The organism is Pantoea sp. WMus005 (genome assembly GCF_013415305.1).
In the GTDB taxonomy this organism is placed as follows: domain Bacteria; phylum Pseudomonadota; class Gammaproteobacteria; order Enterobacterales; family Enterobacteriaceae; genus Pantoea; species Pantoea rara.
Map to the genome: position 1 here is coordinate 321136 of NZ_JACBXU010000004.1, position 20546 is coordinate 341681.

Annotated in this window: 21 protein-coding genes and 1 other RNA gene; 15 read left to right on the top strand and 7 right to left on the bottom strand. The window is 56.2% G+C overall.

All coding sequences use genetic code 11. The annotated features are described in order from the left end of the window. Positions 1-168: 168 nt before the first annotated feature. Genes HZZ01_RS16340 through uxaC form a run of 3 tightly spaced genes read right to left on the bottom strand, consistent with a single transcriptional unit; the run spans position 169 to position 4530 of the window. On the bottom strand, positions 169-1659 hold the full coding sequence (locus HZZ01_RS16340; protein WP_179898618.1) for a UxaA family hydrolase: 1491 nt from the start codon (positions 1657-1659) through the stop codon (positions 169-171). A 4-nt stretch (positions 1660-1663) separates the two neighbouring features. Further along, complete coding sequence (locus tag HZZ01_RS16345) at positions 1664-3112, bottom strand: tagaturonate reductase (RefSeq protein WP_179898619.1); 1449 nt, start codon at positions 3110-3112, stop codon at positions 1664-1666. A gap of 2 nt (positions 3113-3114) precedes the next feature. Next, complete coding sequence (gene uxaC / locus HZZ01_RS16350; protein WP_179898620.1) at positions 3115-4530, bottom strand: glucuronate isomerase; 1416 nt, start codon at positions 4528-4530, stop codon at positions 3115-3117. A gap of 400 nt (positions 4531-4930) precedes the next feature. Between uxaC and HZZ01_RS16355 the strand changes: the two genes are divergently transcribed. The 10 genes from HZZ01_RS16355 to HZZ01_RS16400 all read left to right on the top strand — a co-directional run bounded on the left by HZZ01_RS16355 (position 4931) and on the right by HZZ01_RS16400 (position 11699). Continuing rightward, positions 4931-6235: an MFS transporter gene (locus HZZ01_RS16355; RefSeq protein ID WP_179898621.1), complete on the top strand. Its 1305-nt coding sequence runs from the start codon at positions 4931-4933 to the stop codon at positions 6233-6235. An 86-nt stretch (positions 6236-6321) separates the two neighbouring features. Next, positions 6322-7098, top strand: coding sequence for a transcriptional regulator ExuR (exuR, locus tag HZZ01_RS16360; RefSeq protein ID WP_179898622.1), 777 nt, complete (start codon positions 6322-6324; stop codon positions 7096-7098). Positions 7099-7423: 325 nt separating this feature from the next. Beyond that, positions 7424-8098, top strand: coding sequence for a DedA family protein (locus HZZ01_RS16365; RefSeq protein WP_179898623.1), 675 nt, complete (start codon positions 7424-7426; stop codon positions 8096-8098). Next, positions 8098-8445: an EnvZ/OmpR regulon moderator MzrA gene (mzrA, locus tag HZZ01_RS16370; protein ID WP_003850221.1), complete on the top strand. Its 348-nt coding sequence runs from the start codon at positions 8098-8100 to the stop codon at positions 8443-8445. The genes HZZ01_RS16365 and mzrA overlap by 1 nt, the downstream gene beginning before the upstream one ends. Positions 8446-8637: 192 nt before the next feature. Next, the gene (locus HZZ01_RS16375) at positions 8638-9012 is read left to right on the top strand and encodes a DUF1090 domain-containing protein (protein ID WP_179898624.1); all 375 of its coding nucleotides are present in this window, start codon (positions 8638-8640) and stop codon (positions 9010-9012) included. Positions 9013-9047: 35 nt separating this feature from the next. Continuing rightward, positions 9048-9353, top strand: coding sequence for a YqjD family protein (locus HZZ01_RS16380; protein WP_179898625.1), 306 nt, complete (start codon positions 9048-9050; stop codon positions 9351-9353). Positions 9354-9355: 2 nt separating this feature from the next. After that, positions 9356-9751 carry a phage holin family protein gene (locus tag HZZ01_RS16385; protein ID WP_082203994.1) on the top strand — a complete coding sequence of 132 codons (396 nt, stop codon included), beginning with the start codon at positions 9356-9358 and terminating at the stop codon, positions 9749-9751. Further along, the gene (locus HZZ01_RS16390) at positions 9751-10035 is read left to right on the top strand and encodes a YqjK-like family protein (protein ID WP_179898626.1); all 285 of its coding nucleotides are present in this window, start codon (positions 9751-9753) and stop codon (positions 10033-10035) included. The genes HZZ01_RS16385 and HZZ01_RS16390 overlap by 1 nt, the downstream gene beginning before the upstream one ends. A gap of 202 nt (positions 10036-10237) precedes the next feature. Further along, on the top strand, positions 10238-10648 hold the full coding sequence (locus HZZ01_RS16395; protein WP_179898697.1) for a DoxX family protein: 411 nt from the start codon (positions 10238-10240) through the stop codon (positions 10646-10648). A 76-nt stretch (positions 10649-10724) separates the two neighbouring features. Continuing rightward, positions 10725-11699 (top strand): glutathione S-transferase family protein, encoded by a 975-nt coding sequence (locus HZZ01_RS16400; protein WP_179898627.1) that lies wholly within the window; start codon positions 10725-10727, stop codon positions 11697-11699. A gap of 178 nt (positions 11700-11877) precedes the next feature. Here HZZ01_RS16400 and rnpB read toward each other — a convergent pair. Together rnpB and rsmI are read right to left on the bottom strand one after the other, a co-directional pair. Beyond that, positions 11878-12256: RNase P RNA component class A (gene rnpB, locus HZZ01_RS16405), an RNA gene on the bottom strand. A gap of 33 nt (positions 12257-12289) precedes the next feature. Continuing rightward, positions 12290-13156: a 16S rRNA (cytidine(1402)-2'-O)-methyltransferase gene (rsmI, locus tag HZZ01_RS16410; RefSeq protein ID WP_179898628.1), complete on the bottom strand. Its 867-nt coding sequence runs from the start codon at positions 13154-13156 to the stop codon at positions 12290-12292. Between the two features lie 62 nt (positions 13157-13218). On the opposite strand from rsmI, the gene HZZ01_RS16415 reads away from it, so the two are divergent. The 4 genes from HZZ01_RS16415 to dolP are packed head-to-tail and all read left to right on the top strand — an operon-like array spanning position 13219 to position 16791. Further along, positions 13219-15249, top strand: a complete 2031-nt coding sequence (locus tag HZZ01_RS16415) for a penicillin-binding protein activator (RefSeq protein ID WP_179898629.1) — start codon at positions 13219-13221, stop codon at positions 15247-15249. Next, entirely contained in the window at positions 15207-15602 is a 396-nt protein-coding gene (locus HZZ01_RS16420; RefSeq protein ID WP_179898630.1) for a YraN family protein, read from the top strand. Before HZZ01_RS16415 ends, HZZ01_RS16420 begins: the two co-directional genes overlap by 43 nt. Before the next feature lie 14 nt (positions 15603-15616). Continuing rightward, positions 15617-16204, top strand: a complete 588-nt coding sequence (gene diaA, locus HZZ01_RS16425; protein ID WP_003855538.1) for a DnaA initiator-associating protein DiaA — start codon at positions 15617-15619, stop codon at positions 16202-16204. A 14-nt stretch (positions 16205-16218) separates the two neighbouring features. Continuing rightward, positions 16219-16791, top strand: a complete 573-nt coding sequence (dolP, locus tag HZZ01_RS16430; RefSeq protein WP_008925774.1) for a division/outer membrane stress-associated lipid-binding lipoprotein — start codon at positions 16219-16221, stop codon at positions 16789-16791. Between the two features lie 52 nt (positions 16792-16843). Here the strand turns inward: dolP and HZZ01_RS16435 are convergent, their stop codons facing one another. Then, positions 16844-17548, bottom strand: a complete 705-nt coding sequence (locus HZZ01_RS16435) for a pirin family protein (RefSeq protein ID WP_003855536.1) — start codon at positions 17546-17548, stop codon at positions 16844-16846. Between the two features lie 129 nt (positions 17549-17677). Here HZZ01_RS16435 and HZZ01_RS16440 point away from each other — a divergent pair, with 129 nt between their 5' ends. Next, the gene (locus tag HZZ01_RS16440) at positions 17678-18577 is read left to right on the top strand and encodes a LysR family transcriptional regulator (protein ID WP_003855535.1); all 900 of its coding nucleotides are present in this window, start codon (positions 17678-17680) and stop codon (positions 18575-18577) included. Between the two features lie 5 nt (positions 18578-18582). Here the strand turns inward: HZZ01_RS16440 and HZZ01_RS16445 are convergent, their stop codons facing one another. Beyond that, entirely contained in the window at positions 18583-20493 is a 1911-nt protein-coding gene (locus HZZ01_RS16445) for a transcription antiterminator (RefSeq protein WP_179898631.1), read from the bottom strand. Positions 20494-20546: the final 53 nt, after the last annotated feature.

Sequence of the window (20546 nt, forward strand, 5' to 3'; positions counted from 1 at the left end):
TAATTCTGTGCTCTTCGCGGATGGCAGAGTCCGATCGCAAAGTCGCTTTACGCATCCCTGCTCGCTCGGCCCGCGCCTTCTCTGGCGCGGGACGCTTTGCTCTTCGGACTCTGCCACCCGCTCCCTGAGCTTTTGAGCTCTCTGAACGAGCAAGATCGCTTTTTGGTGTTAGAGCGTCACGCCACTTTTAAAAATCGCCAGCTCGCGGAAGTCGTTCTTCTCGTTGTTGGTCGGCTGACCGCTGGCAATCGCCACAATGCTGTCGACAAAATCTTCCAGCATTGCATCCATGCTCATCCCCTCGATCAACCGTCCGGCATTAAAGTCGATCCAGTGCGGCTTCTTCTCCGCCAGCGGCGTGTTAGTCGCCAGCTTCACCGTCGGCACAAAGCCGCCATACGGCGTGCCGCGTCCGGTACTGAACAGCACCATGTGACAACCGGCTCCCGCCAGCGCACTGGTGGCGACCGCATCATTACCCGGTGCACTCAGCAGATTCAGCCCAGGCGTTTTTAACCGTTCGCCATATTTCAGCACATCGACCACCTGGCTCTGCCCCGCTTTCTGGGTACAGCCCAGCGACTTCTCTTCCAGCGTGGTGATGCCGCCCGCTTTGTTGCCTGGCGACGGGTTTTCGTAGATTGGCTGCTGGTGATCGATAAAGTACTGTTTGAAGTCGTTGATCATCGCCACCGTTTTGCTGAAGGTTTCTTCATCGCGACAGCGGCTCATCAGAATTCGCTCTGCGCCAAACATTTCCGGCACTTCAGTCAGCACGGTCGTGCCGCCATTGGCGATCATCTGGTCCGAGAAACGTCCCAGCAGCGGGTTGGCGGTGATGCCGGACAAACCATCCGAACCGCCGCATTCCAGACCAAACTTCAGCTCGCTGAGTTTGCCTGGCTCGCGCCGGTCATGCCGCATTTTTTCATACAAGGCATGCAGACGCTCCAGCCCGGCTTCAACCTCATCATCATGCTGCTGGCACACCATAAACTCGACCCGGTCGCTTTCAAACGCGCCAAGCGTGTCACGGAAGGCGTCGACCTGATTATTTTCACAGCCAAGACCAATCACCAGCACCGCGCCCGCGTTGGGATGGCGCACCATATTCTGCAGCATGGTGCGGGTATTTTCATGGTCCTGTCCCAGTTGCGAACAGCCGAAGGTGTGGCTGAACAGGAATGCACCATCGATCCCTTCGGCCTCTTGTGTCTCTTTCAGGAAACGCTGCAGGATCTGACGCGCAATGCCGTTGACACAGCCGACGGTCGGCAGGATCCACAGTTCATTACGGATGCCGACCTCGCCGTTAGCCCGACGGTAGATCTGTACCTCACGGTCACCTGGCTGCGACGGTAACGTCACGAACTCGGGCTGATACGCATACTCATCCAGATCGCTGAGATTGGTGCGGGCGTTCTGAGAATGGATTAACTCACCGGCAGCCACAGGCTGCGTGGCATGGGCAATCGGCAGCCCATATTTAATCACCAGCTCATTCTGGGCGATAGGCTGCAGGGCAAATTTATGTCCGCGCCCGACGGCCTGTTGCACCGCCACACTCAGTGGCGGCAGCGCTATGGTAGCGCCCGCCTCTAAGTCACGTAACGCCACGGCGACATTGTCGCGGGGATCAATTTTAATTGCGTCTTGCATAGCGTTATCTCAGTTGGCTCAGCGCCTCACGCATTCCGTGGGCGATGATATTTTGCAGGTGTTGGGTGACAACCGCAGCCAGTCCGGGCTGACGGGTTAACTCTTCGCCCCAGTGTTGCGCGTCGCTAAGCACGCCGTCTACCAGCTGTGCCGGTGACATCTGGTCCGCATCAACCGCTTTCCAGGCGTCGGCGTAGTGCTGTAACCATTGTGGCTCGTCCTGTAATGGCCAGCTTTTGCCGGCTGACTCACCACGGTAAAAAGCGATCAGCGCCGCCAGCGCAAAAGTGATGTGCGTCGGCCACTCACCGGTTTGCTGATGCGCGGCAAGCAGTGGCGTCAGCAGACGGGTGCGGAACTTGGTCATGCCATTAAGGGCAATCGACAGCAGCGCGTGGCGAATAAACGGATTGCGAAAGCGGCGCTGAACCGCATCGGCGAAGGCGTGCAGCTCATCAGCAGGCAAATCCAGCGTCGGGATCACTTCGTGACGCAGCAGGTTATCCACAAATCCGGCAATCGCCGGATCGGCCATCGCCTCCCCCACACTTTCAAGACCAGCCAGAAACGCCACCGGCACCATCGCAGTGTGCGCGCCATTGAGGATGGCCACTTTCTGCGCTTTATAAGGCGCAATGTCATCTACATGCCGGACCTGCGGGGACAGCGCCGCCAGCTTCAGTTCACTGAATAAAGCCGACGGTCCCTGAATCACAAACTGGTAATAGACTTCGCCCGCCACCAGATAGCGGTCTTCATAACCCAGTTCGCGTTGCAGCTGCTCACTCTCCGCCGGGAAGCCGGTGACGATGCGATCCACCAGGGTGTTGTAGAAGGCGCAGTGCTGATGAATCCAGGTTTTAAATTCTGATGGCAGATGCCAGTGATCAGCGTAGCGCAGCACCAGATCGCGCAGCGTGTCGCCGTTATGGTCAATGAGCTCACACGGCACCACCAGCCAGCCCCGGTCGCTGGCACCATTGAAGTGGGAATAGCGCGCCCAAAGCAGCTGCGTCAGTTTACCGGGAAAGCTGCTGGCGGGCTGATCGGTGAGCTGATCCGTACCCACAAAGGCGATGCCCGCTTCGGTGGTATTGGAGAAGACCATGCGCAGGTCAGGGTTCCGGGCCAGCGCCATAAATTCACCAAACTGCTGCCAGGGCTGGATCTCACGGTTGAGGCTGCGGATCAGCCGGGTTTCACTGACCTGCTCCCCCTGGTCGTTCAGTCCGCGGATCAGCGTGGTGTAGAGTCCATCCTGCTGATTCAGGCTGTCGCTGACTTCACGGTTACGCGGCCGCACCACCACGATCCCGGCATCGGTACCCTGATGTTCATTCAGCCAGTCAATCTGCCAGTCAATAAAGGCGCGCAGGAAGTTACCCTCGCCGAACTGGATAACCCGGTCGCGATAGACCGCGCCCGGAAAATCGTGGCGGTTTAGCCTTTTCATTATCAGGCTCCCAGCTCGATGCCGAAGTAATCACGGGCATTGTTGAAGCAGATGTTCTGCACCATCTGGCCTAACAGCGCTTCATCGGCTGGCGCTTCACCCTGCTCCACCCAGCGGCCCATCATCTGGCACAGTAACCGGCGGAAATATTCGTGGCGGGTGTAAGAGAGGAAGCTGCGGCTGTCGGTCAGCATCCCGACGAAGCGGCTCAGCAGGCCAATCTGCGCCAGCTGGGTCATCTGACGCTGCATACCGTCCAGCTGATCGTTGAACCACCAGGCTGAACCGAACTGCATTTTGCCCGCCTGACCTTCGCCCTGGAAGTTACCCGCCATCGTCGCCAGCACTTCGTTGTCGCGCGGGTTCAGGCAGTAGAGAATAGTTTTCGGCAACGCATTATTGAGATTCTGCGCGCCCAGCAGGCGTGCCAGCGGCTCAGCCAGCGGCTGGTCGTTGATGGAGTCAAAGCCCACATCCGGCCCCAGCAACTGATACTGGCGCGGGTTGGTGTTGCGCAGTGCGCCAATGTGATACTGCTGCACCCAGCCACGGCGCGCATATTCGCTGCCCAGCCAGACCAGTACCGCCGTTTTGAACTGCGCCGTTTCCTGCGGATTCGGCGCGGCACCGCTGCGACGACGTGCCAGAATCGCATCCAGTGTGGCGTCATCCGCCTCGGCGTAACAGACCACATCCAGCGCGTGATCAGAGACTTTACAGCCGTGGGCCGCGAAGTGATCCAGACGCTGATACAGGGCGCTGCGCAGATCGTCAAAACGCTGCACGCTGATGTCGGTCAGCTGCTCCAGCGTTTCGATCCACGGCAGGAAGGTTTCGGCTTCGATATTAAAGGCTTTATCCGGACGCCAGCTCGGCAGCACTTTGACGCTGAAGCCGGTGTCTTCTGCCAGCGCGCGGTGATGGCGCAGGTCATCCAGCGGATCGTCCGTGGTGCCGACCATCTTCACCTTCATCTGTTGCATGATACCGCGCGTGGTGAAGCTATCCTGCGCCAGCAGTTCATTGCAGCGATGCCAGATGGTGTCGGCGGTTTTCTCAGAAAGCAGCGTGTCTGTGATGCCGAAAGGCCGGCGTAATTCCAGATGGGTCCAGTGATAGAGCGGGTTGCCGATGGTGTGCGGCACGGTGCGCGCCCAGGCGTCAAACTTTTCACGATCGCTGGCGTTGCCGGTACAGAACGCCTCAGCCACACCGTTGGCGCGCATTGCCCGCCACTTGTAGTGATCGCCCTTCAGCCAGATGTCATAAAGGTTGGCGAAGCGATAATTTTCGGCAATCTGCTGCGGCGGTAAGTGGCAGTGATAGTCGAAAATTGGCTGATCCTTAGCGTAGTCGTGATAGAGACGACGGGCGAATTCGCTATCCAGCAAAAAATCCTCAGTCATGAAACGTGACATACATGCTTCCTCATCTACTGAACCACTAATGGCTCAAAGTTATCATACCAATTTTAGTCCGTTACGGATTTATTTGCGATCCTGCTCACATAAACGGCGGTACCAGACTGCCGTTATGGACATTTTTGTCGCTCGTAGCGCGCTAAATGGCTGTCATTACGCAGGTTTCCAGTATCCCACAGTGCAGAAAGGGTTTTTGTGATGGCTCTCAACTTTTAAAGTTGTATAACAAGTTAGGCTCTCGCTCCATCATGAGGTCGTTAGTGACTCAGATAACGGCAAGGTCAGAACAGGGTTGCTATGACAGAACCTGCGGGCGTGAGCAGAGCTGCATCACGTGCTGTCCCGCTCCAGATAACAACAGCGGCAAGACCGCATACAGAACTGGAAGAGGTAGAGGATGCGTAAGATCAAAGGGTTGCGCTGGTACATGATTGGACTGGTGACGATCGGTACGGTGTTGGGGTATCTGACCCGTAACACCATCGCCGTGGCGGCCCCGACATTAATGTCAGAGCTGCATATCACCACGCAGCAGTACTCCTACATCATTGCGGCCTATTCAGCCTGCTACACGCTGATGCAACCGGTGGCGGGTTATGTGCTGGATCTGCTGGGCACCAAAGTCGGCTACGCGGTGTTTGCTGTGCTGTGGGCCATTTTCTGTGCCGCCACCGCGATGGCAGGCAGCTGGGGCGGCCTTGCCCTGGCGCGCGGTGCCGTCGGTGCGGCTGAAGCGGCGATGATTCCGGCCGGTCTGAAGGCGAGCAGTGAGTGGTTCCCGGCTAAAGAGCGCTCGGTCGCAGTAGGCTACTTTAACGTCGGTTCATCTATCGGCGCGATGCTGGCTCCGCCGCTGGTTGTCTGGGCGATCGTGGCGCATAGCTGGCAGATGGCCTTTATCATGACCGGTGTGCTGAGCATGGCCTGGGCACTTTGCTGGCTGGTGTTTTACAAGCATCCGAAACAGCAGAAGAAGCTAAGCGATGAAGAGCGCGACTATATTATTTCCGGTCAGGAAGCGCAGCATCAGACCGGCAACACCCGCAAAATGTCGGCTCTGCAGATTATCCGTAACCGCCAGTTCTGGGGCATTGCTCTGCCGCGTTTTCTGGCAGAACCGGCATGGGGCACGTTCAACGCCTGGATTCCGCTGTTCATGTTCAAGGTGTACGGCTTCAATCTGAAAGAGATTGCGATGTTCGCCTGGATGCCAATGCTGTTCGCGGACTTCGGCTGTATCCTGGGTGGCTATCTGCCGCCGCTGTTTCAGCGCTGGTTCGGCGTTAATCTGATCGTTTCCCGCAAGATGGTGGTAACGATGGGTGCGGTATTAATGATTGCGCCGGGTACCATCGGCCTGTTCACCAGCCCGTATGTCGCCATTGGTCTGCTGTGCATCGGCGGCTTCGCGCATCAGGCTCTCTCTGGCGCGCTGATCACCCTGTCCTCAGATGTTTTCGGCCGCAATGAAGTCGCGACGGCTAACGGCTTAACCGGTATGGCCGCCTGGACCGCAAGTACCATGTTTGCACTGGTTGTCGGTGCACTGGCCGATACGCTGGGCTTCAGCCCGCTGTTTGCCGCACTGGCCGTGTTTGATCTGCTGGGTGCCGTGGTGATCTGGACAGTCCTGAAAAATAAACCGATTTCAGAGCTGAATGCTGAGGTGGTGATTCCGCCAGCCAGCGCTGTTCATAATTGATCTGCCGGGCTGGCGCAAGCCAGCCCATTTCCTCGCACCGCCTGAAGTGGTATAACAACTTATCTGTCTGCTACCAGGATTGTGCTATGGACCTCACTGAATCCCGTCGACTCTATCAACAGCTGGCCAGCGAGCTGAAAAACCGCATTGAAACCGGGATCTATCCGGTTGGTGAAAAACTGCCTGCTGAGCGTCTGATTGCTGAAGAGATGGAAGTGAGCCGCACTGTCGTCCGCGAAGCGATCATTATGCTGGAAGTTGAAGGCTATGTTGAGGTTCGTAAAGGTTCTGGCATTCACGTTATTGCCAGCCAGCAGCAGAACCGCATCGCCCCGACCAGTAGTCAGCTTGAGTTTGCAACGTTTGGCCCGTTTGAATTACTGCAGGCGCGCCAGCTGATTGAGAGTAACGTAGCGGAATTCGCTGCTACACAGGTGACACGTCAGGACATCATCGACCTGATGGCGATTCAGGAAAAAGCCCGTCAGGAGGATCACTTCCGCGATTCCGAGTGGGACATGCAGTTTCATGTGCGTATCGCGCAATCCACCCAGAACAGTGCCTTAGCCGCCATCGTTGAGAAAATGTGGCTGCATCGCCTTCACAATCCCTACTGGCTCAAACTTCACGAACACATCGACCAGCGCAGCATTCTCAGCTGGTGCGACGACCACGATCAGATTCTCAAGGCGCTGATGCGTAAAGATCCCGCCGCCAGCAAACTGGCGATGTGGCAACATCTGGAAAATACTAAACAGATGCTGTTTAACGCGACGGCGGATGATTTTGAATTTAACGTGGACCGTTACATGTTTGGTGAGAATCCGGTCATCCTGCCTGATGGGTTTGATAACGCCCGCTAAAATTGCCTGAAAACACCCCGAAATGGTCAGTTAGTCTGCAATAGTGTCAGGTCATGTAAAGCTCCTTTTTACAGGCCGTTTCACAAGGTAAAACTCCTGTTCGCAAGAGAGTTTTCCTGTCTCAGACAGGCGATTTTTGTTACAGTTATCGCCCTTTTATTACCCTTTGCGACAGGGGATTATAAAGTCGCTGATTTAACAATCAATTCTGGAAGGATCCGGAAAAGCCCCGCCCAGGCTGCGCGCCTAAAATTTATAACGAAATGCCGGTCTGCGCTTAAGTCCCTGTGGGACATGTTTAACAATGATGTTCAGGAATGAATTGATGGATATTTTGCAATCGTTGCTGCATGCCCTGTGGCAGCAGGACTACGAAACCCTCTCCGATCCCACGCTGGTCTGGGCCATTTACGGCGTGCTGTTTATGATTTTGTTTTTAGAAAATGGCCTTCTTCCCGCCGCATTTCTGCCGGGTGACAGTCTGCTGATTCTGGTCGGCGTACTGATTGCCAAAGGCGCCATGAGTTTCCCCATCACGATTCTGGTTTTAACCACCGGTGCCAGCCTTGGCTGCTGGGTGAGCTATATACAGGGCCGCTGGCTGGGTAACACACCCACGGTACAGAAGTGGCTCTCCCATCTTCCCGCCCAGTATCATCTGCGTGCGCACAGCATGTTCCACCGTCACGGCTTATCCGCGCTGCTGATTGGTCGCTTTATCGCGTTTGTCCGTACTCTGCTGCCGACCATCGCGGGTTTATCAGGCCTCAGCAATGCCCGCTTTCAGTTCTTCAACTGGGTCAGTGCGTTCCTGTGGGTCATGATTCTGACCGTTATCGGTTTCGCGCTGGGTAAAACCCCGATTTTCCGTCGTTACGAAGACGAGATGATGTTCTTCCTGATGATGCTGCCGCTGGCACTGCTGGTGTTTGGTCTGGTGGGATCGCTGGTGGTGATATGGCGTAAGCGACAGGCGAATCAGAACGGGAAAGCCGAGTAATGAAACTGTTGCAGGCTATTCCTAAACGGTGGTTACCGTGGTTGATTGCTGGCGCGTTTGCGCTGGTCGCACTTTGTGCAATCCCACCGCTGATGAAACACGAGACGGTCGTCCAGATTCGGGTTTCCCATGCTGGCGCAACGCTGCCGGATGGTTTTTATCTTTATCAGCAATTAAGCGCGCAGGGTATTCGGATCAAAAGCATTACGCCTGCGGGTGATGCACTGATCATCCATTTTGACAGCGAAGAGCAGAGTCTGGCCGCACAGAAGGTCTTACGCCGCCTGCTTCCACAGGGCTTTATCGTGGCGCAACACGATCACTCTCAGCACCTCTCACTGGCGTAATCTCACGACTCTCCTCTTTTTTTAAGACCGCCACGGGTGGTGTGGCGGTCTTAAAGGCACTCTATCTCCCGGTCTTCTTTGAACTTTTTACTATGGGTGTCTATGCTTAACCGAGAGTCGATTCCCGGCATCCGCAGGCATAAGATTCAGCGAGTGCTGACGAATCAGATCGCAATGGAAGGTTCAGGACCGATGAAATATCAAGTATTACTGGGCGTCGCGCTGTTTTCTCTGTCGGGTTCACTGCTGGCGTCGGAATCGCTATGTGAGCAAAAAGAACAGGATATTCAGCGTGAAATCGGGATGGCGCAGAAGCATAACAACCAGCGCCGGGTTAATGGCCTGGAGCGTGCGCTGACCGAAGTCCGGGCTGATTGCAGTGACAAAAAGCTGGAAGCCGCCCATCTGGAAAGAATTAACGCTCAAAAGCAGAAAGTTGCAGAGCGCGAGCACGCACTCAAGGAAGAGCGTGGAGAGGGCCATGACAGGGACAAGATTGCTAAGCGACAACAAAAACTGGATGAAGCGCGCCGGGAACTGAAAAAGTTACAGGCGGAGCCCTATTAATTGGAATTAACCAACTGATGTTAAAGGAGTATTTTATGTCTAAAGACACATCATCGGAACATTTGCGTGCTGAACTGAAAAACCTCGCTGATACCCTGGAAGAAGTGCTGAGCAGCAGTACTGAGAAATCCAAAGGCGAGCTGGATAAACTTCGCAGTAAAGCGCGTGATGCGCTGGATAGTTCACGTGAACGTCTGGGCGAATCAAGCGAGCGCATTGCTGCGACCACGCGTGAAGCGGCGCAGAGAGCCGAAGGCTACGTGCGTGAAAATCCATGGCAAGGTGTGGGCATCGGTGCAGCGATTGGCGTCGCACTGGGCATGCTCATCTCGCGTCGATAACTATGGCTGACTCACAGCATAACCACGGCCCGGCTAAAGGGGTCATTAACATCGGCCAGCGCATTGTAACCACCCTGGTTGGCATGGTCGAGACGCGTGTTCGTCTGGCAGTGGTGGAACTGGAGCACGAGAAAGCTAACCTGATTCAGCTGCTGTTGATGGTTGGCCTGACAATGCTGTTCACTGCATTTGGTCTGATGAGCCTGATGGTTCTGATTATCTGGGCAGTGGATGCGCAGTACCGTCTGATGGCCATTGGCATCACGACCGGCACACTGCTGCTGCTGGCGGTTATTCTGGGGCTGTGGACCCTGCACAAATCGCGTCAGTCCACGCTGTTGCGCCACACGCGCAAAGAGCTTGAAACTGATCGTAATTTGCTTGAGGACCAGCGCTGATGAGCCGCCGCGAGCGTGAAGAACGCATCCATGAACTGCTTAAGCACGTGCAGCAGCAGCGGCTGGATTTAAGCGCTGCGCGGCGTGACTGGCTGGAAGGCACCGCACATTACGATCGTGGCTGGTTTACTTTCCTCAGCTTACGTCGCTATCTGGCGATTGGCAGCAGCGCGCTGGCCATCTACTCAGTTCGCAGTCCCAACATGCTGTTACGCTGGGCAAAACGGGGATTCAGCGCCTGGAGTACCTGGCGCATGATTAAGTCCGCATTGCCTCCGCGTTAGTCCTGCTTAAAGCCGGTCCTGAAAAGGCCGGCTTTTCTTCATCAGATTTTCTGAAAAACACTGACAGTATATCTCGCTTACAACCTTTCCACTCCGCGATTATCATCTCCAGCCATCAACCCAATGAACGCAGTAGTGCTTTCAGCGGGCATAAACCCTGCGGGCAGCTTGCCCTGCATTCCTGATAGCGCTGGAGTAAATGATGAAAAAATTCGAAGATGTCGGTTTATTAGTGGCTCGCCTCCTGATGCCAATCCTGTTCATTACGGCCGGCTGGGGCAAGATCACCGGTTATGCAGGTACTCAGCAATATATGGAAGCGATGGGCGTCCCTGGCTTTATGCTGCCGCTGGTTATTCTGCTGGAGTTTGGCGGCGGTCTGGCCATTCTGTTTGGTTTCCTGACCCGTTTCACTGCCCTGTTCACTGCAGGCTTCACCATCCTGACCGCGTTTCTGTTTCACAGTAACTTTGCCGAAGGTGTGAATCAGCTGATGTTCATGAAAAACCTCTCTATCGCGGGTGGTTTCCTGGTGTTAGGTCTGGTGGGTCCAGGCGCATACAGCATTGATCGCCTGATCAGCAAAAGAAAACCACAGACGATTGCGCGCTAATCTCACATAAAGCGTAATGCCACATATACTTAGCAGGGCGGGGAAATTACCCCGCCCTGTTTGCATTGGAGCCATTATGGGACAGTTAATTGACGGTGTCTGGCATGACACCTGGTACGACACCAAATCCACTGGCGGACGTTTCAAACGTTCAGAGTCGGCTTTTCGCAACTGGGTCACGGCGGACGGTAGCGCCGGTCCGGTGGGCAAAGCGGGATTTGCTGCTGAGCGCGATCGCTATCATCTTTATGTCTCGCTGGCCTGCCCCTGGGCGCACCGTACGCTACTGATGCTTCAGCTGAAGGGTCTGGATAGCATGATCGATGTCTCCGTGGTGCATCCGCTGATGCTGGAGAACGGCTGGACCTTCGATGACACCTTTCAGGATGCGACGGGCGATAAGCTCTATCAGAACGAGTTCCTTTATCAGCTCTATTTGCATGCTGACCCGCAGTACAGTGGCCGTGTAACCGTGCCGGTATTGTGGGACAAGCAGCAGAACACCATCGTCAGCAATGAATCGGCTGATATCATCCGCATGTTCAACAGTGCATTTGATGCGGTCGGTGCCCGTGCGGGTGACTACTATCCGGTAGCGCTGCGCGAGAAGATTGATGAGCTGAATGGCTGGATCTACGACACGGTTAATAACGGCGTGTATAAATCGGGCTTTGCGACGTCGCAGTCCGCTTATGACGAGGCTGTGACTGCGCTGTTCCATTCGCTGTCGCGACTGGAGCAGCTCCTGGGCCAGCATCGCTATCTCACCGGCGATCAACTGACCGAAGCGGATCTGCGGTTGTGGACCACCCTGGTACGCTTCGATCCGGTCTATGTGACCCACTTTAAATGCGATCGTCACCGGATCAGTGACTACAGAAACCTCAGTGGTTTCCTGCGTGATATCTATCAGATGCCGGGCATTGCAGAGACAGTCAATCTTCCGCATATCCGTCACCACTACTACTGCAGCCACAAGACCATCAACCCGAACGGCGTGATCTCGCTGGGTCCGGCGTTTGACTGGGATGAGCCGCACGGCCGTGGTTAAGCTGCATTAGCATAGCGCCACATTAAAAACCCCGCCGAAGCAGGGTTTCTGGTAAAAAGTCGGTGCTGACCGTTAAGCCGCGTTCTTTTCATAAAGCACGTCGTGGACAGTCATTCATCGCTGCCTGCACCTGGCCCGCAAAAGCAAAAACCCCGCCGAAGCGGGGTTTCTGGTAAAAAGTCGAAGCTGACCGTTAAGCCGGGTTCTGTCGTGGACAGTCATTCATCTAGGCCAGCAATCGCTCACTGGCTCAAGCAGCCTACCCGGGTTCAGTACGGGCCGTACCTTGTGAACCCCTATTTGGCCTTGCTCCGGGTGGAGTTTACCGTGCCACGAACTGTTGCCAGTCGCGCGGTGCGCTCTTACCGCACCCTTTCACCCTTACCTGATCCCATTTCTGGGCCATCGGCGGTTTGCTCTCTGTTGCACTGGTCGTAGGCTTGCGCCTCCCAGGCGTTACCTGGCACCCTGCCCTATGGAGCCCGGACTTTCCTCCCCTCTGCCCGTCTCCCCACAAGTGAGGACGACGACAAAGCGGCGACTGTCTGGTCAGCTTCGGCGCGGGATAATAGGACATCCGAAGGCATTTGTCACGCCTCTTGCTGCTCCAGCGCATACTTATAGAGGGCATTCTTCTTCACGCTGTGGATCTCAGCGGTCAGCGCAGCCGCGCGCTTCAACGGCAGCTCTTTTTGCAGCAGCGCCAGCGTACGCAGTGCATCAGCGGGTAACGCATCGTCATCATCGACTTTGTGCCCTTCGACAATCAGCACCATCTCGCCTTTACGACGATTCTCATCTTCTTTTACCCAGGCCAGCAGCTCGCCGACCGGCGCACCGTAAATCGACTCCCAGGTTTTGGTCAGCTCGCGCGCCAGCACGACGTAGCGTTCAGGCCCCAGCTCACTCACCATATCCTGCAGGCTGTCGATCAGACGATGGGTCGATTCATAGAAAATCAGCGTACGCGGTTCCTGCACCAGCGCCCGCAGGGCATCGCAACGGCCTTTGGTTTTGGCGGGCAGAAACCCTTCGTAACAGAACCGATCGGAGGGCAGTCCTGCGGCACTTAACGCGGCAATGGCGGCACAGGCGCCCGGCAGCGGCACCACACGGATGCCCGCTTCACGGCAGCGACGCACCAGATGGTAGCCCGGATCATTGATCAGCGGCGTGCCAGCATCAGAAACTAAGGCTATGCTTTGACCCTCCTGCAGCTTCGTCAGCAGCAGCTCAGCCTTGTGCTGCTCGTTGTGGTCATGAAGTGAGAAGAGTCGCGCATTGATGGCGAAATGTTGTAGCAACAGTCCGGTATGACGTGTATCTTCCGCAGCGACCAGATCGACGCTCGAAAGCACCGTCAGCGCCCGCTGGGTGATATCACCCAAATTACCAATCGGGGTTGGAACGATGTAGAGCGTGCTGGCAGAAATCTCTGCCCGATCGTGTTGTTTCATTGTTTCATCCGAATTGCCGATTTAATATTGAGCATCTTGAAAAAAACATCACTGGATACAGTATGCTTCCTTCAAAAGTCGTTCGTCATAAAGCAGGACGCTTTCTGCCTGTCATTCTTGCTGGGCTGATTTTAGCCGCATGTAGCGGTCAGGGGCCGCAAACCTCAACCGTCAATATTCAGGGGCCAGTTACCGCCAGCTCCGCTTACTATCTGCAGCAAGCGCAGCAAAGCAGCGATGATAGCAAGACCGACTGGCAATTACTTGCAATCCGCGCCCTGTTGAAGGAAGGAAAGTATCCTGAGGCGACCCAACAACTGAGTCAGTTGCCGCAGCAGCTCTCTGAGACGCAGCAACAGGAATCCCTGCTGCTGAAAGCGCAATTGCTGATTACACAACAGAAGATCAAAGACGCTGAACCGCTGTTAGCGGCAGTAAAAACCGGCGCACTGTCGCAGGATCAGCTGGCGCGTTATTACAGCCTGCAGATTGCCAGCGCACAGGGCCGCCCTTCACTCTCACTGCTGCGCAACTATATTGCCCAGGAACCGCTGCTGAAAGGCACCGATCATCAGGGCAATATTGACGCCACCTGGCAGACCCTGACGCAAATGTCGCCGCAGGATGTCAGCAACCTGGTGATCAATGCTGATGAGAATGTGCTGCAGGGCTGGCTGGATCTGCTCGCGGTCTGGCGCGCCAATGCCCAGGATGCTGAGATGCTGAAGTCCGGCATCAAAGACTGGCAGACCCGCTATCCGCAGAACCCGGCCGCCAAAACGCTGCCGACGCAGCTGAGCCAGATGCAGAACTACACCAAAGCCTCCACCAGCATTATCGCCCTGCTGCTGCCGCTGAATGGCCAGGCGCAGGTGTTCGCGAATGCGATTCAGAAAGGCTTTAACGATGCGAAGAATGGCGTTTCCGCGCCAGTCGCTCAGCCGGCGGCTGCCCAGCCCGCCGCTGCGGATGCAGCAGCCAGCACCCAACCTGCGGCCGCTGCGGGATCGTCTGCCGATCCGATCAGCGCGCCGCAGCAGTCTGCCGCCACCGCACCACAGCCTCAGTCACAGCCCCAATCTCAGCCTGCTGCTGCCGCACCGGTCAGCAACGCTCAGATCAAGGTCTATGACACCAGCAGCCAGCCAATTGAGCAGGTGATGCAGCAGGCACAGCAGGATGGCGCCACTATCGTGGTTGGCCCGCTGCTGAAGAGCAACGTTGAGAAGGTCGCCAACAGCCAGACGCCGCTGAACGTGCTGGCACTCAACGAGCCAGAGAAGATCCAGAACCATCCGAATATTTGCTACTTTGCGCTTTCTCCTGAAGACGAAGCGCGCGATGCCGCGCACCATATCTGGGAACAGGGCAAACGCCAGCCACTGTTGTTAGTTCCGCGCAGCGGCCTGGGCGATCGCGTGACTAACGCGTTTGCGCAGGAGTGGCAGAAACTGGGTGGCAGTACCGTCATGCAGCAGCGCTTTGGCTCGACCGCTGAGCTGAAACAGGGCATCAACAGCGGCGCGGGCATCAGCCTGTCGGGCACGCCAGTAAACGCTGCACCTGCTGAGCCGCAAGGCGTTTCGATTGCGGGCATGACTATTCCGGCACCGCAGCCGGGCACGCCCAATGTGGTCAGCACCAGCAGCGGTGGCGGCGTCGATGCGGTTTACATCGTCTCAACGCAGGATGAACTGCAGCTGATTAAACCGATGATCACCATGCGCACCGGCAGTCGCAGCAACATCTCGCTCTACGCCAGCTCGCGCAGCGCGCAGGCCGGTGCCGGCCCGGACTTCCGGTTAGAAATGGATGGCCTGCAGTTCAGCGATATCCCGCTGCTTTCCGGCAGCAATCCTGGCCTGATGCAGCAGACGTCGAAGTCATTCAATAATGACTACTCGCTGGTGCGCCTGTATGCCATGGGTATGGATGCCTGGACGCTGGCGAATCACTTTAACCAGATGCGTCAGTCTCCTGGCTTCACGCTGGATGGCAATACCGGCAAGCTCAGCGCCGACACGGATTGTGTGATCAACAGGAAGTTGACATGGAACCAGTATCGTCGGGGCGAAATCACACCGGCCAACTAAATCGCCGTCAGATTGGTGCCGGGCATGAAGAAGATGCCCGGCGCTATCTGGAGCAGGCTGGCCTGATATGGGTCGCCAGTAATGTTCACTTTCGCAATGGTGAACTTGACCTGATTATGCGTGACGGGCACTGTTGGGTGTTTGTTGAAGTCCGCTACCGACGCGATGCGCGTTACGGTGGTGCACTCGCCAGCGTTACCCGTAATAAACAACACAAGCTGCTGCGTGCTGCCGCTCTCTGGCTGGCGCAACGCGGCGGCAGTTTTGAAACAGTGAATTGCCGTTTCGACATCATCGCCATTACCGGCACGGCGCTCGAGTGGCTGCCGAATGCCTTTAATGCAGACGTTTAGAACCAGGTGGTCGTGTGCAGGAAAGAATTAAAGCATGTTTTACCGAAAGTATTCAGACTCAGATTGCCGCAGCCGAGGCGTTGCCCGATGCCATCTCCCGCGCAGCTATGACGCTGGTGCAGTCGTTACTGAATGGCAATAAAATCCTGAGCTGTGGTAACGGCGCTTCATCCGCCAATGCCCAGCACTTCGCCGCCAGCATGATTAACCGTTTTGAGACCGAGCGTCCCAGCTTACCGGCGCTGGCGTTAAGTGCTGACAATGTGATGCTGACTGCCATTGGTAATGACCGTCTGCACGATGAGATCTATGCCAAGCAGGTACGCGCGCTGGGACACGCAGGCGATGTGTTACTGGCTATCTCAACCCGTGGCAACACCCGTGACATCGTTAAGGCCGTAGAAGCGGCGGTAACACGTGATATGACTATCGTTGCGCTTACCGGGTATGATGGCGGAGAGCTCGCCGGACTGCTGGGTCCGCAGGATGTGGAAATCCGTATTCCATCGCACCGCAGCGCCCGTATTCAGGAGATGCATATGCTGACCGTGAATTGCCTATGCGATCTGATCGATAACACTCTCTTTCCCCATCAGGAATGACTGAAGGAGCACGAATGAAAGCATTGAATGCTATAGCTATTCTGTTAACCGCCATGCTGCTACAGGGCTGTGTAGCCGTGGTCGCTGGTGGCGCAGCTGTGGCCACCAAAACGGCCACCGATCCCCGCTCAGTGGGTACGCAGGTTGATGACGGCACGCTGGAGCTACGCGTCACGAATGCGCTGGCAAAAGATCAGCAGATTAAAACCGATGCCCGTGTTGTCGCCACCGCCTATCAGGGCAAAGTGTTGCTGACTGGTCAGGCGCCTTCGCAGGAGATCGCCAATCGTGCCAAACAGATCACTATGGGTGTTGATGGCGCAACCGAAGTTTATAACGAGATCCGCATTGGCCAGAAAGTGACGCTGGGCACGACGTCATCCGACACCTGGATCACCACCAAAATCCGCTCGCAGCTGCTGGGCAGCGATCAGGTGAAATCATCCAACGTGAAAGTGACGACGGAGAATGGCGAAGTGTTCCTGCTGGGTCTGGTGACACAACAGGAAGCGCAGGCCGCGGCGGATGTCGCCAGCCGCGTCAGTGGTGTGAAGCACGTTACTACCGCCTTCACCATGCTGAAGTAATTCGCTAAACAAAAGAAAGGCGGCCATGGCCGCCTTTTTTATTGCCTGATTCTCAGACCGGAATATCGATGACCAGCGCGCGGGTCGCGGTTTTCGCTTTCAGCTGCAACAGCTTCTCTTCCTGCAAAAACGCGCCATCGCCACAGCCCAGCTTCTCCTGATGATCCGTGCCGGACATCGCCTCCAGCGAACCATGAATTGACTGCAGATAGGCTCGTGGCCCTTGTATCCGCAGCGAATGCTGTTCGCCCGGCGCCAGCTCGACCTGATGAATCCACACCTGCTGACGCAACTGCAGACTGTCATCTATCCCATCCGGCGAGGCGATCAGCTGAGACAAACGGCCTTCCGTCAGGGCAATCTTCTGCATCCTCGGATTTTCGCGCTCAGGACAGGCAGACAGCCACAGCTGCATACGTGTCAGTGGACGATCTTTGCTCAGGTTAATTTCGGTGTAACTCACCCCCTGCTGGGCAGAGAGCAGCAGCGCCTCTCCTTCCCGCACGCTGATGGTGTTGCCTTCACTGTCCCGGTATTCAGCTTCACCCTGCAGCACGATGTTGAGCACATCGACCTGAGGATAGGTACGCGGCTGAAAAGCCGCACCCGGCGCCAGCACTTCCTGGTTCAGCACACGTAGCGAGGCATAGCCCATCAGTTTAGGATCAAAATAGTGGCCAAAAGAGAAACTGTATCGGCCCTGTAACCAACCGAAATCGGCCTGGCCACATGCCGACGCACTGCGTGTCGTTATCATTATTTACCTCCGGCATCCGGTGACGAGAATCGGCCACGGACTTTATACCCCCATGGTAAAAGTCTGGACGCCGGATTGTTAGCCAGTTAATCTGCCCGGCATGTTCAAATTTCCTGACAGAGAACCGGGATGGCTAAAGAGCGTGCGTTAACCCTTGAATCTTTACGCGTTATGGATGCGATTGATCGACGTGGCAGTTTTGCAGCGGCAGCAGATGAACTGGGGCGCGTTCCTTCTGCCCTCAGCTACACCATGCAAAAGCTGGAAGAGGAGCTGGATGTGGTGCTGTTTGACCGCTCTGGTCACCGCACTAAATTTACCAACGTGGGACGCATGCTGCTGGAGCGTGGCCGGGTACTGCTGGAAGCGGCCGATAAGCTCACCACCGATGCGGAAGCGCTGGCTCGTGGCTGGGAAACCCATCTGACGATCGTCACCGAAGCGCTGGTGCCCATTGATGCACTTTTCCCCTTGGTGACAAAGCTGGCCGATAAAGCCAATACGCAATTTTCGCTGGTCACTGAAGTACTGGCGGGCGCGTGGGAGCGGCTGGAACAGGGCCGGGCCGATATCGTGATTGCCCCCGATATGCACTTCCGCGCCTCAACCGAGATCAATACCCGCAAGCTCTACACCATGATGAGTGTTTACGTCGCCAGTGCTGACCATCCGATCCATAACGAGCCTGAACCTCAGTCTGAAGTGACGCGGGTGAAATACCGTGGCATTGCAGTGGCAGATACCGCGCGTGAGCGCCCGGTGCTGACCGTACAGTTGCTGGATAAGCAGCAGCGCCTGACCGTGAGCAGCATGGACGATAAGCGCCGTGCGCTGCTGGCCGGTCTGGGCGTGGCGACCATGCCCTATTCACTGGTGGAACAGGATATTGCGGAAGGCCGTCTGCGCGTGGTGAGTCCGGAATATACCCGCGAGGTCGATATTATTATGGCGTGGCGGCGTGACAGCATGGGCGAAGCCAAATCCTGGTGTCTGCGCGAAATCCCCCGTCTGCTGGCGAAGAAAAACTAAAAAGCCTACGGCCGACTCAGGCAATCCATCGCCACCGCACGGAAGCGGGTGAAATCGGTGCTGTCCCGCAGGCGGGTCATTGCCCTTTCACGCAGGAACGTCACAAACAGATCGTATATCGCCATCGCCTCTTCATATTCACTTTTGCTGATCGCCAGCAGGAAGATGACATAGGCGGTATCGTCTCCCCAGGGAATGCCGTGCGGTGCCAGTACGGTATACACCACGGTTTTCTTTGCCAGTAGTCCCAGCGAGTGGGGCAGCGCAATACCGTCACCCAGCATGGTGCTGACAATCGCTTCGCGCTCTTCGACCGACGGATAGAACGCCGCATCTACAAACCCCTCCTCCTGCAGCTGATCGCTCAGCTGGCGAAACAGCGCAGACCGGGTCATCGGCTTGTCGACGATATGAAAGTGCTGGGCATCAAAAAATTTCGCCAACATGTAGGGCCGCGTCCGGTCGACCAGCACCAGCTTGCCAATCTGCTCCAGCTGAAAACCGGTAGGAAACGGTGAGATCACCACCACCGGTTTCTCTTTTTCGCTGAGCCGGATGGTGGAAATCACAAAATCCTCGTCGATGCGGCTGCGCTCCTCATACTCGCGCTGTGACAGACGTGCTGTGACCTGCAACTGTGGATATTTACGCAGCAGCATCGCCTCAATCATGCGCAGCGTAGAGTTACCGCTGTCGCACACCAGTAATACCTGCGGATGACGCTGATAGCCCACGTCATAGTGGCGCTCCAGCCCGACGCCAATGTGCAGCACCAGAAAGCCAATCTCATTCTCGGTGATCACATAAGGCGTATATTTCCCCCAGCTGGTCACCGCCGCCAGGGTGACATCATAAGCCATGGGATAGTGCTGTTTGATGTTGCTGAGCAGCGGGTTGGGAATGTGAATCTGATAGCGCACCCGGGTAATCATGGTTTTGATGTGGGTGAGCAGATCGGCGCGCAGCTGCTGATCGTTTTGCAGAGTGAAGTTGTAGTGCGTGTTGATAAAGCTGAGCAGGTAATCCACCAGCGCATCGGCATCATCTGCGTTGATGGCGCTGGGGGCGACCGTCTGAATGCGCCGCGCGGCGATGTTGACCCGCAGCCAGCTCTCTTCCGCTGGCGAAATCGGTTTGCTGACCAGCGGGCGCATCAGATTGATCAGCTGATGTGCCGCTTCCCGCACTTCATCATCAATCTCTTCGGCCCCTGGATCGTTAAGCGGATACCCTTCGCTGATGCGACGCACCGCCACGGCGCAATAGAGCCGCAGATAGCGTTCACCTTCATCACTGAGGCGAATGTTGTGCTGTGCAAAACAGCGTTGCAGCAGCGGGCGCAGCGTCTCCAGCATGCCGCTGTTCAGCGCTTCGATCGTCAGCAGCGGACTTTCTGGCTGCGCCTGATCGATTTGCCATAACAGGTCGGTGAGACAGGTCCGGATCGCCACTTCGCTGCCAAACAGCTTCATACCGTAATGTGGCTTGCTCTCAATGGTAAGGTGATAGCGCCCCAGCCATTCGCGCACTTCTGCCATATCGTTCTGCAGGGTAGCACGGCTGACAAACCACTCTTCCGCCAGCTCTTCAAGTTTCAGCGCGTAAGCCGCCGTGAGAAAGCGGGTCAGCAGATAGCGAACCCGATCCGGCGAGGTGCGCGGCACCCGCAATGGCGACGCGGCATGCTCCTGCAGATGCTGAAAGCGCTGGGCATCCTCAATCTTCAGCTGATAGCCCGCGCCTCGGCTCAGGATAAACTGCGCGCCATGATCTGCCAGCAGCGCATTCAGCGCCGTGATATCGGTGCGCACGGTACGTGTCGAGACGGCAAAACGCCGCGCCAGCTCATCCTGCGGCAGCGTTTCGTTTTGCAGGGCATCGAACAGTTGCGCAAGGCGCTGATTGGGAAATCTCACAAGCATTACCTGTTTGCTGATAGCCAGTGGGAACGTCAGCCTACGGCGTTCGT

Excerpts from the sequence above, each read along its gene's own strand:
- HZZ01_RS16345 (WP_179898619.1), bottom strand. The coding sequence starts at position 3,112 with ATGAAAAGGCTAAACCGCCACGATTTTCCGGGCGCGGTCTATCGCGAC.
- HZZ01_RS16355 (WP_179898621.1), top strand. The coding sequence starts at position 4,931 with ATGCGTAAGATCAAAGGGTTGCGCTGGTACATGATTGGACTGGTGACG.
- HZZ01_RS16420 (WP_179898630.1), top strand. The coding sequence starts at position 15,207 with ATGGAACCAGTATCGTCGGGGCGAAATCACACCGGCCAACTAAATCGC.
- HZZ01_RS16440 (WP_003855535.1), top strand. The coding sequence starts at position 17,678 with ATGGCTAAAGAGCGTGCGTTAACCCTTGAATCTTTACGCGTTATGGAT.
- HZZ01_RS16340 (WP_179898618.1), bottom strand. The coding sequence starts at position 1,659 with ATGCAAGACGCAATTAAAATTGATCCCCGCGACAATGTCGCCGTGGCG.
- HZZ01_RS16400 (WP_179898627.1), top strand. The coding sequence starts at position 10,725 with ATGGGACAGTTAATTGACGGTGTCTGGCATGACACCTGGTACGACACC.
- HZZ01_RS16375 (WP_179898624.1), top strand. The coding sequence starts at position 8,638 with ATGAAATATCAAGTATTACTGGGCGTCGCGCTGTTTTCTCTGTCGGGT.
- HZZ01_RS16365 (WP_179898623.1), top strand. The coding sequence starts at position 7,424 with ATGGATATTTTGCAATCGTTGCTGCATGCCCTGTGGCAGCAGGACTAC.
- HZZ01_RS16395 (WP_179898697.1), top strand. The coding sequence starts at position 10,238 with ATGAAAAAATTCGAAGATGTCGGTTTATTAGTGGCTCGCCTCCTGATG.
- dolP (WP_008925774.1), top strand. The coding sequence starts at position 16,219 with ATGAAAGCATTGAATGCTATAGCTATTCTGTTAACCGCCATGCTGCTA.
- exuR (WP_179898622.1), top strand. The coding sequence starts at position 6,322 with ATGGACCTCACTGAATCCCGTCGACTCTATCAACAGCTGGCCAGCGAG.
- HZZ01_RS16390 (WP_179898626.1), top strand. The coding sequence starts at position 9,751 with ATGAGCCGCCGCGAGCGTGAAGAACGCATCCATGAACTGCTTAAGCAC.
- uxaC (WP_179898620.1), bottom strand. The coding sequence starts at position 4,530 with ATGTCACGTTTCATGACTGAGGATTTTTTGCTGGATAGCGAATTCGCC.
- HZZ01_RS16385 (WP_082203994.1), top strand. The coding sequence starts at position 9,356 with ATGGCTGACTCACAGCATAACCACGGCCCGGCTAAAGGGGTCATTAAC.
- HZZ01_RS16415 (WP_179898629.1), top strand. The coding sequence starts at position 13,219 with ATGCTTCCTTCAAAAGTCGTTCGTCATAAAGCAGGACGCTTTCTGCCT.
- rsmI (WP_179898628.1), bottom strand. The coding sequence starts at position 13,156 with ATGAAACAACACGATCGGGCAGAGATTTCTGCCAGCACGCTCTACATC.
- HZZ01_RS16435 (WP_003855536.1), bottom strand. The coding sequence starts at position 17,548 with ATGATAACGACACGCAGTGCGTCGGCATGTGGCCAGGCCGATTTCGGT.
- HZZ01_RS16380 (WP_179898625.1), top strand. The coding sequence starts at position 9,048 with ATGTCTAAAGACACATCATCGGAACATTTGCGTGCTGAACTGAAAAAC.
- mzrA (WP_003850221.1), top strand. The coding sequence starts at position 8,098 with ATGAAACTGTTGCAGGCTATTCCTAAACGGTGGTTACCGTGGTTGATT.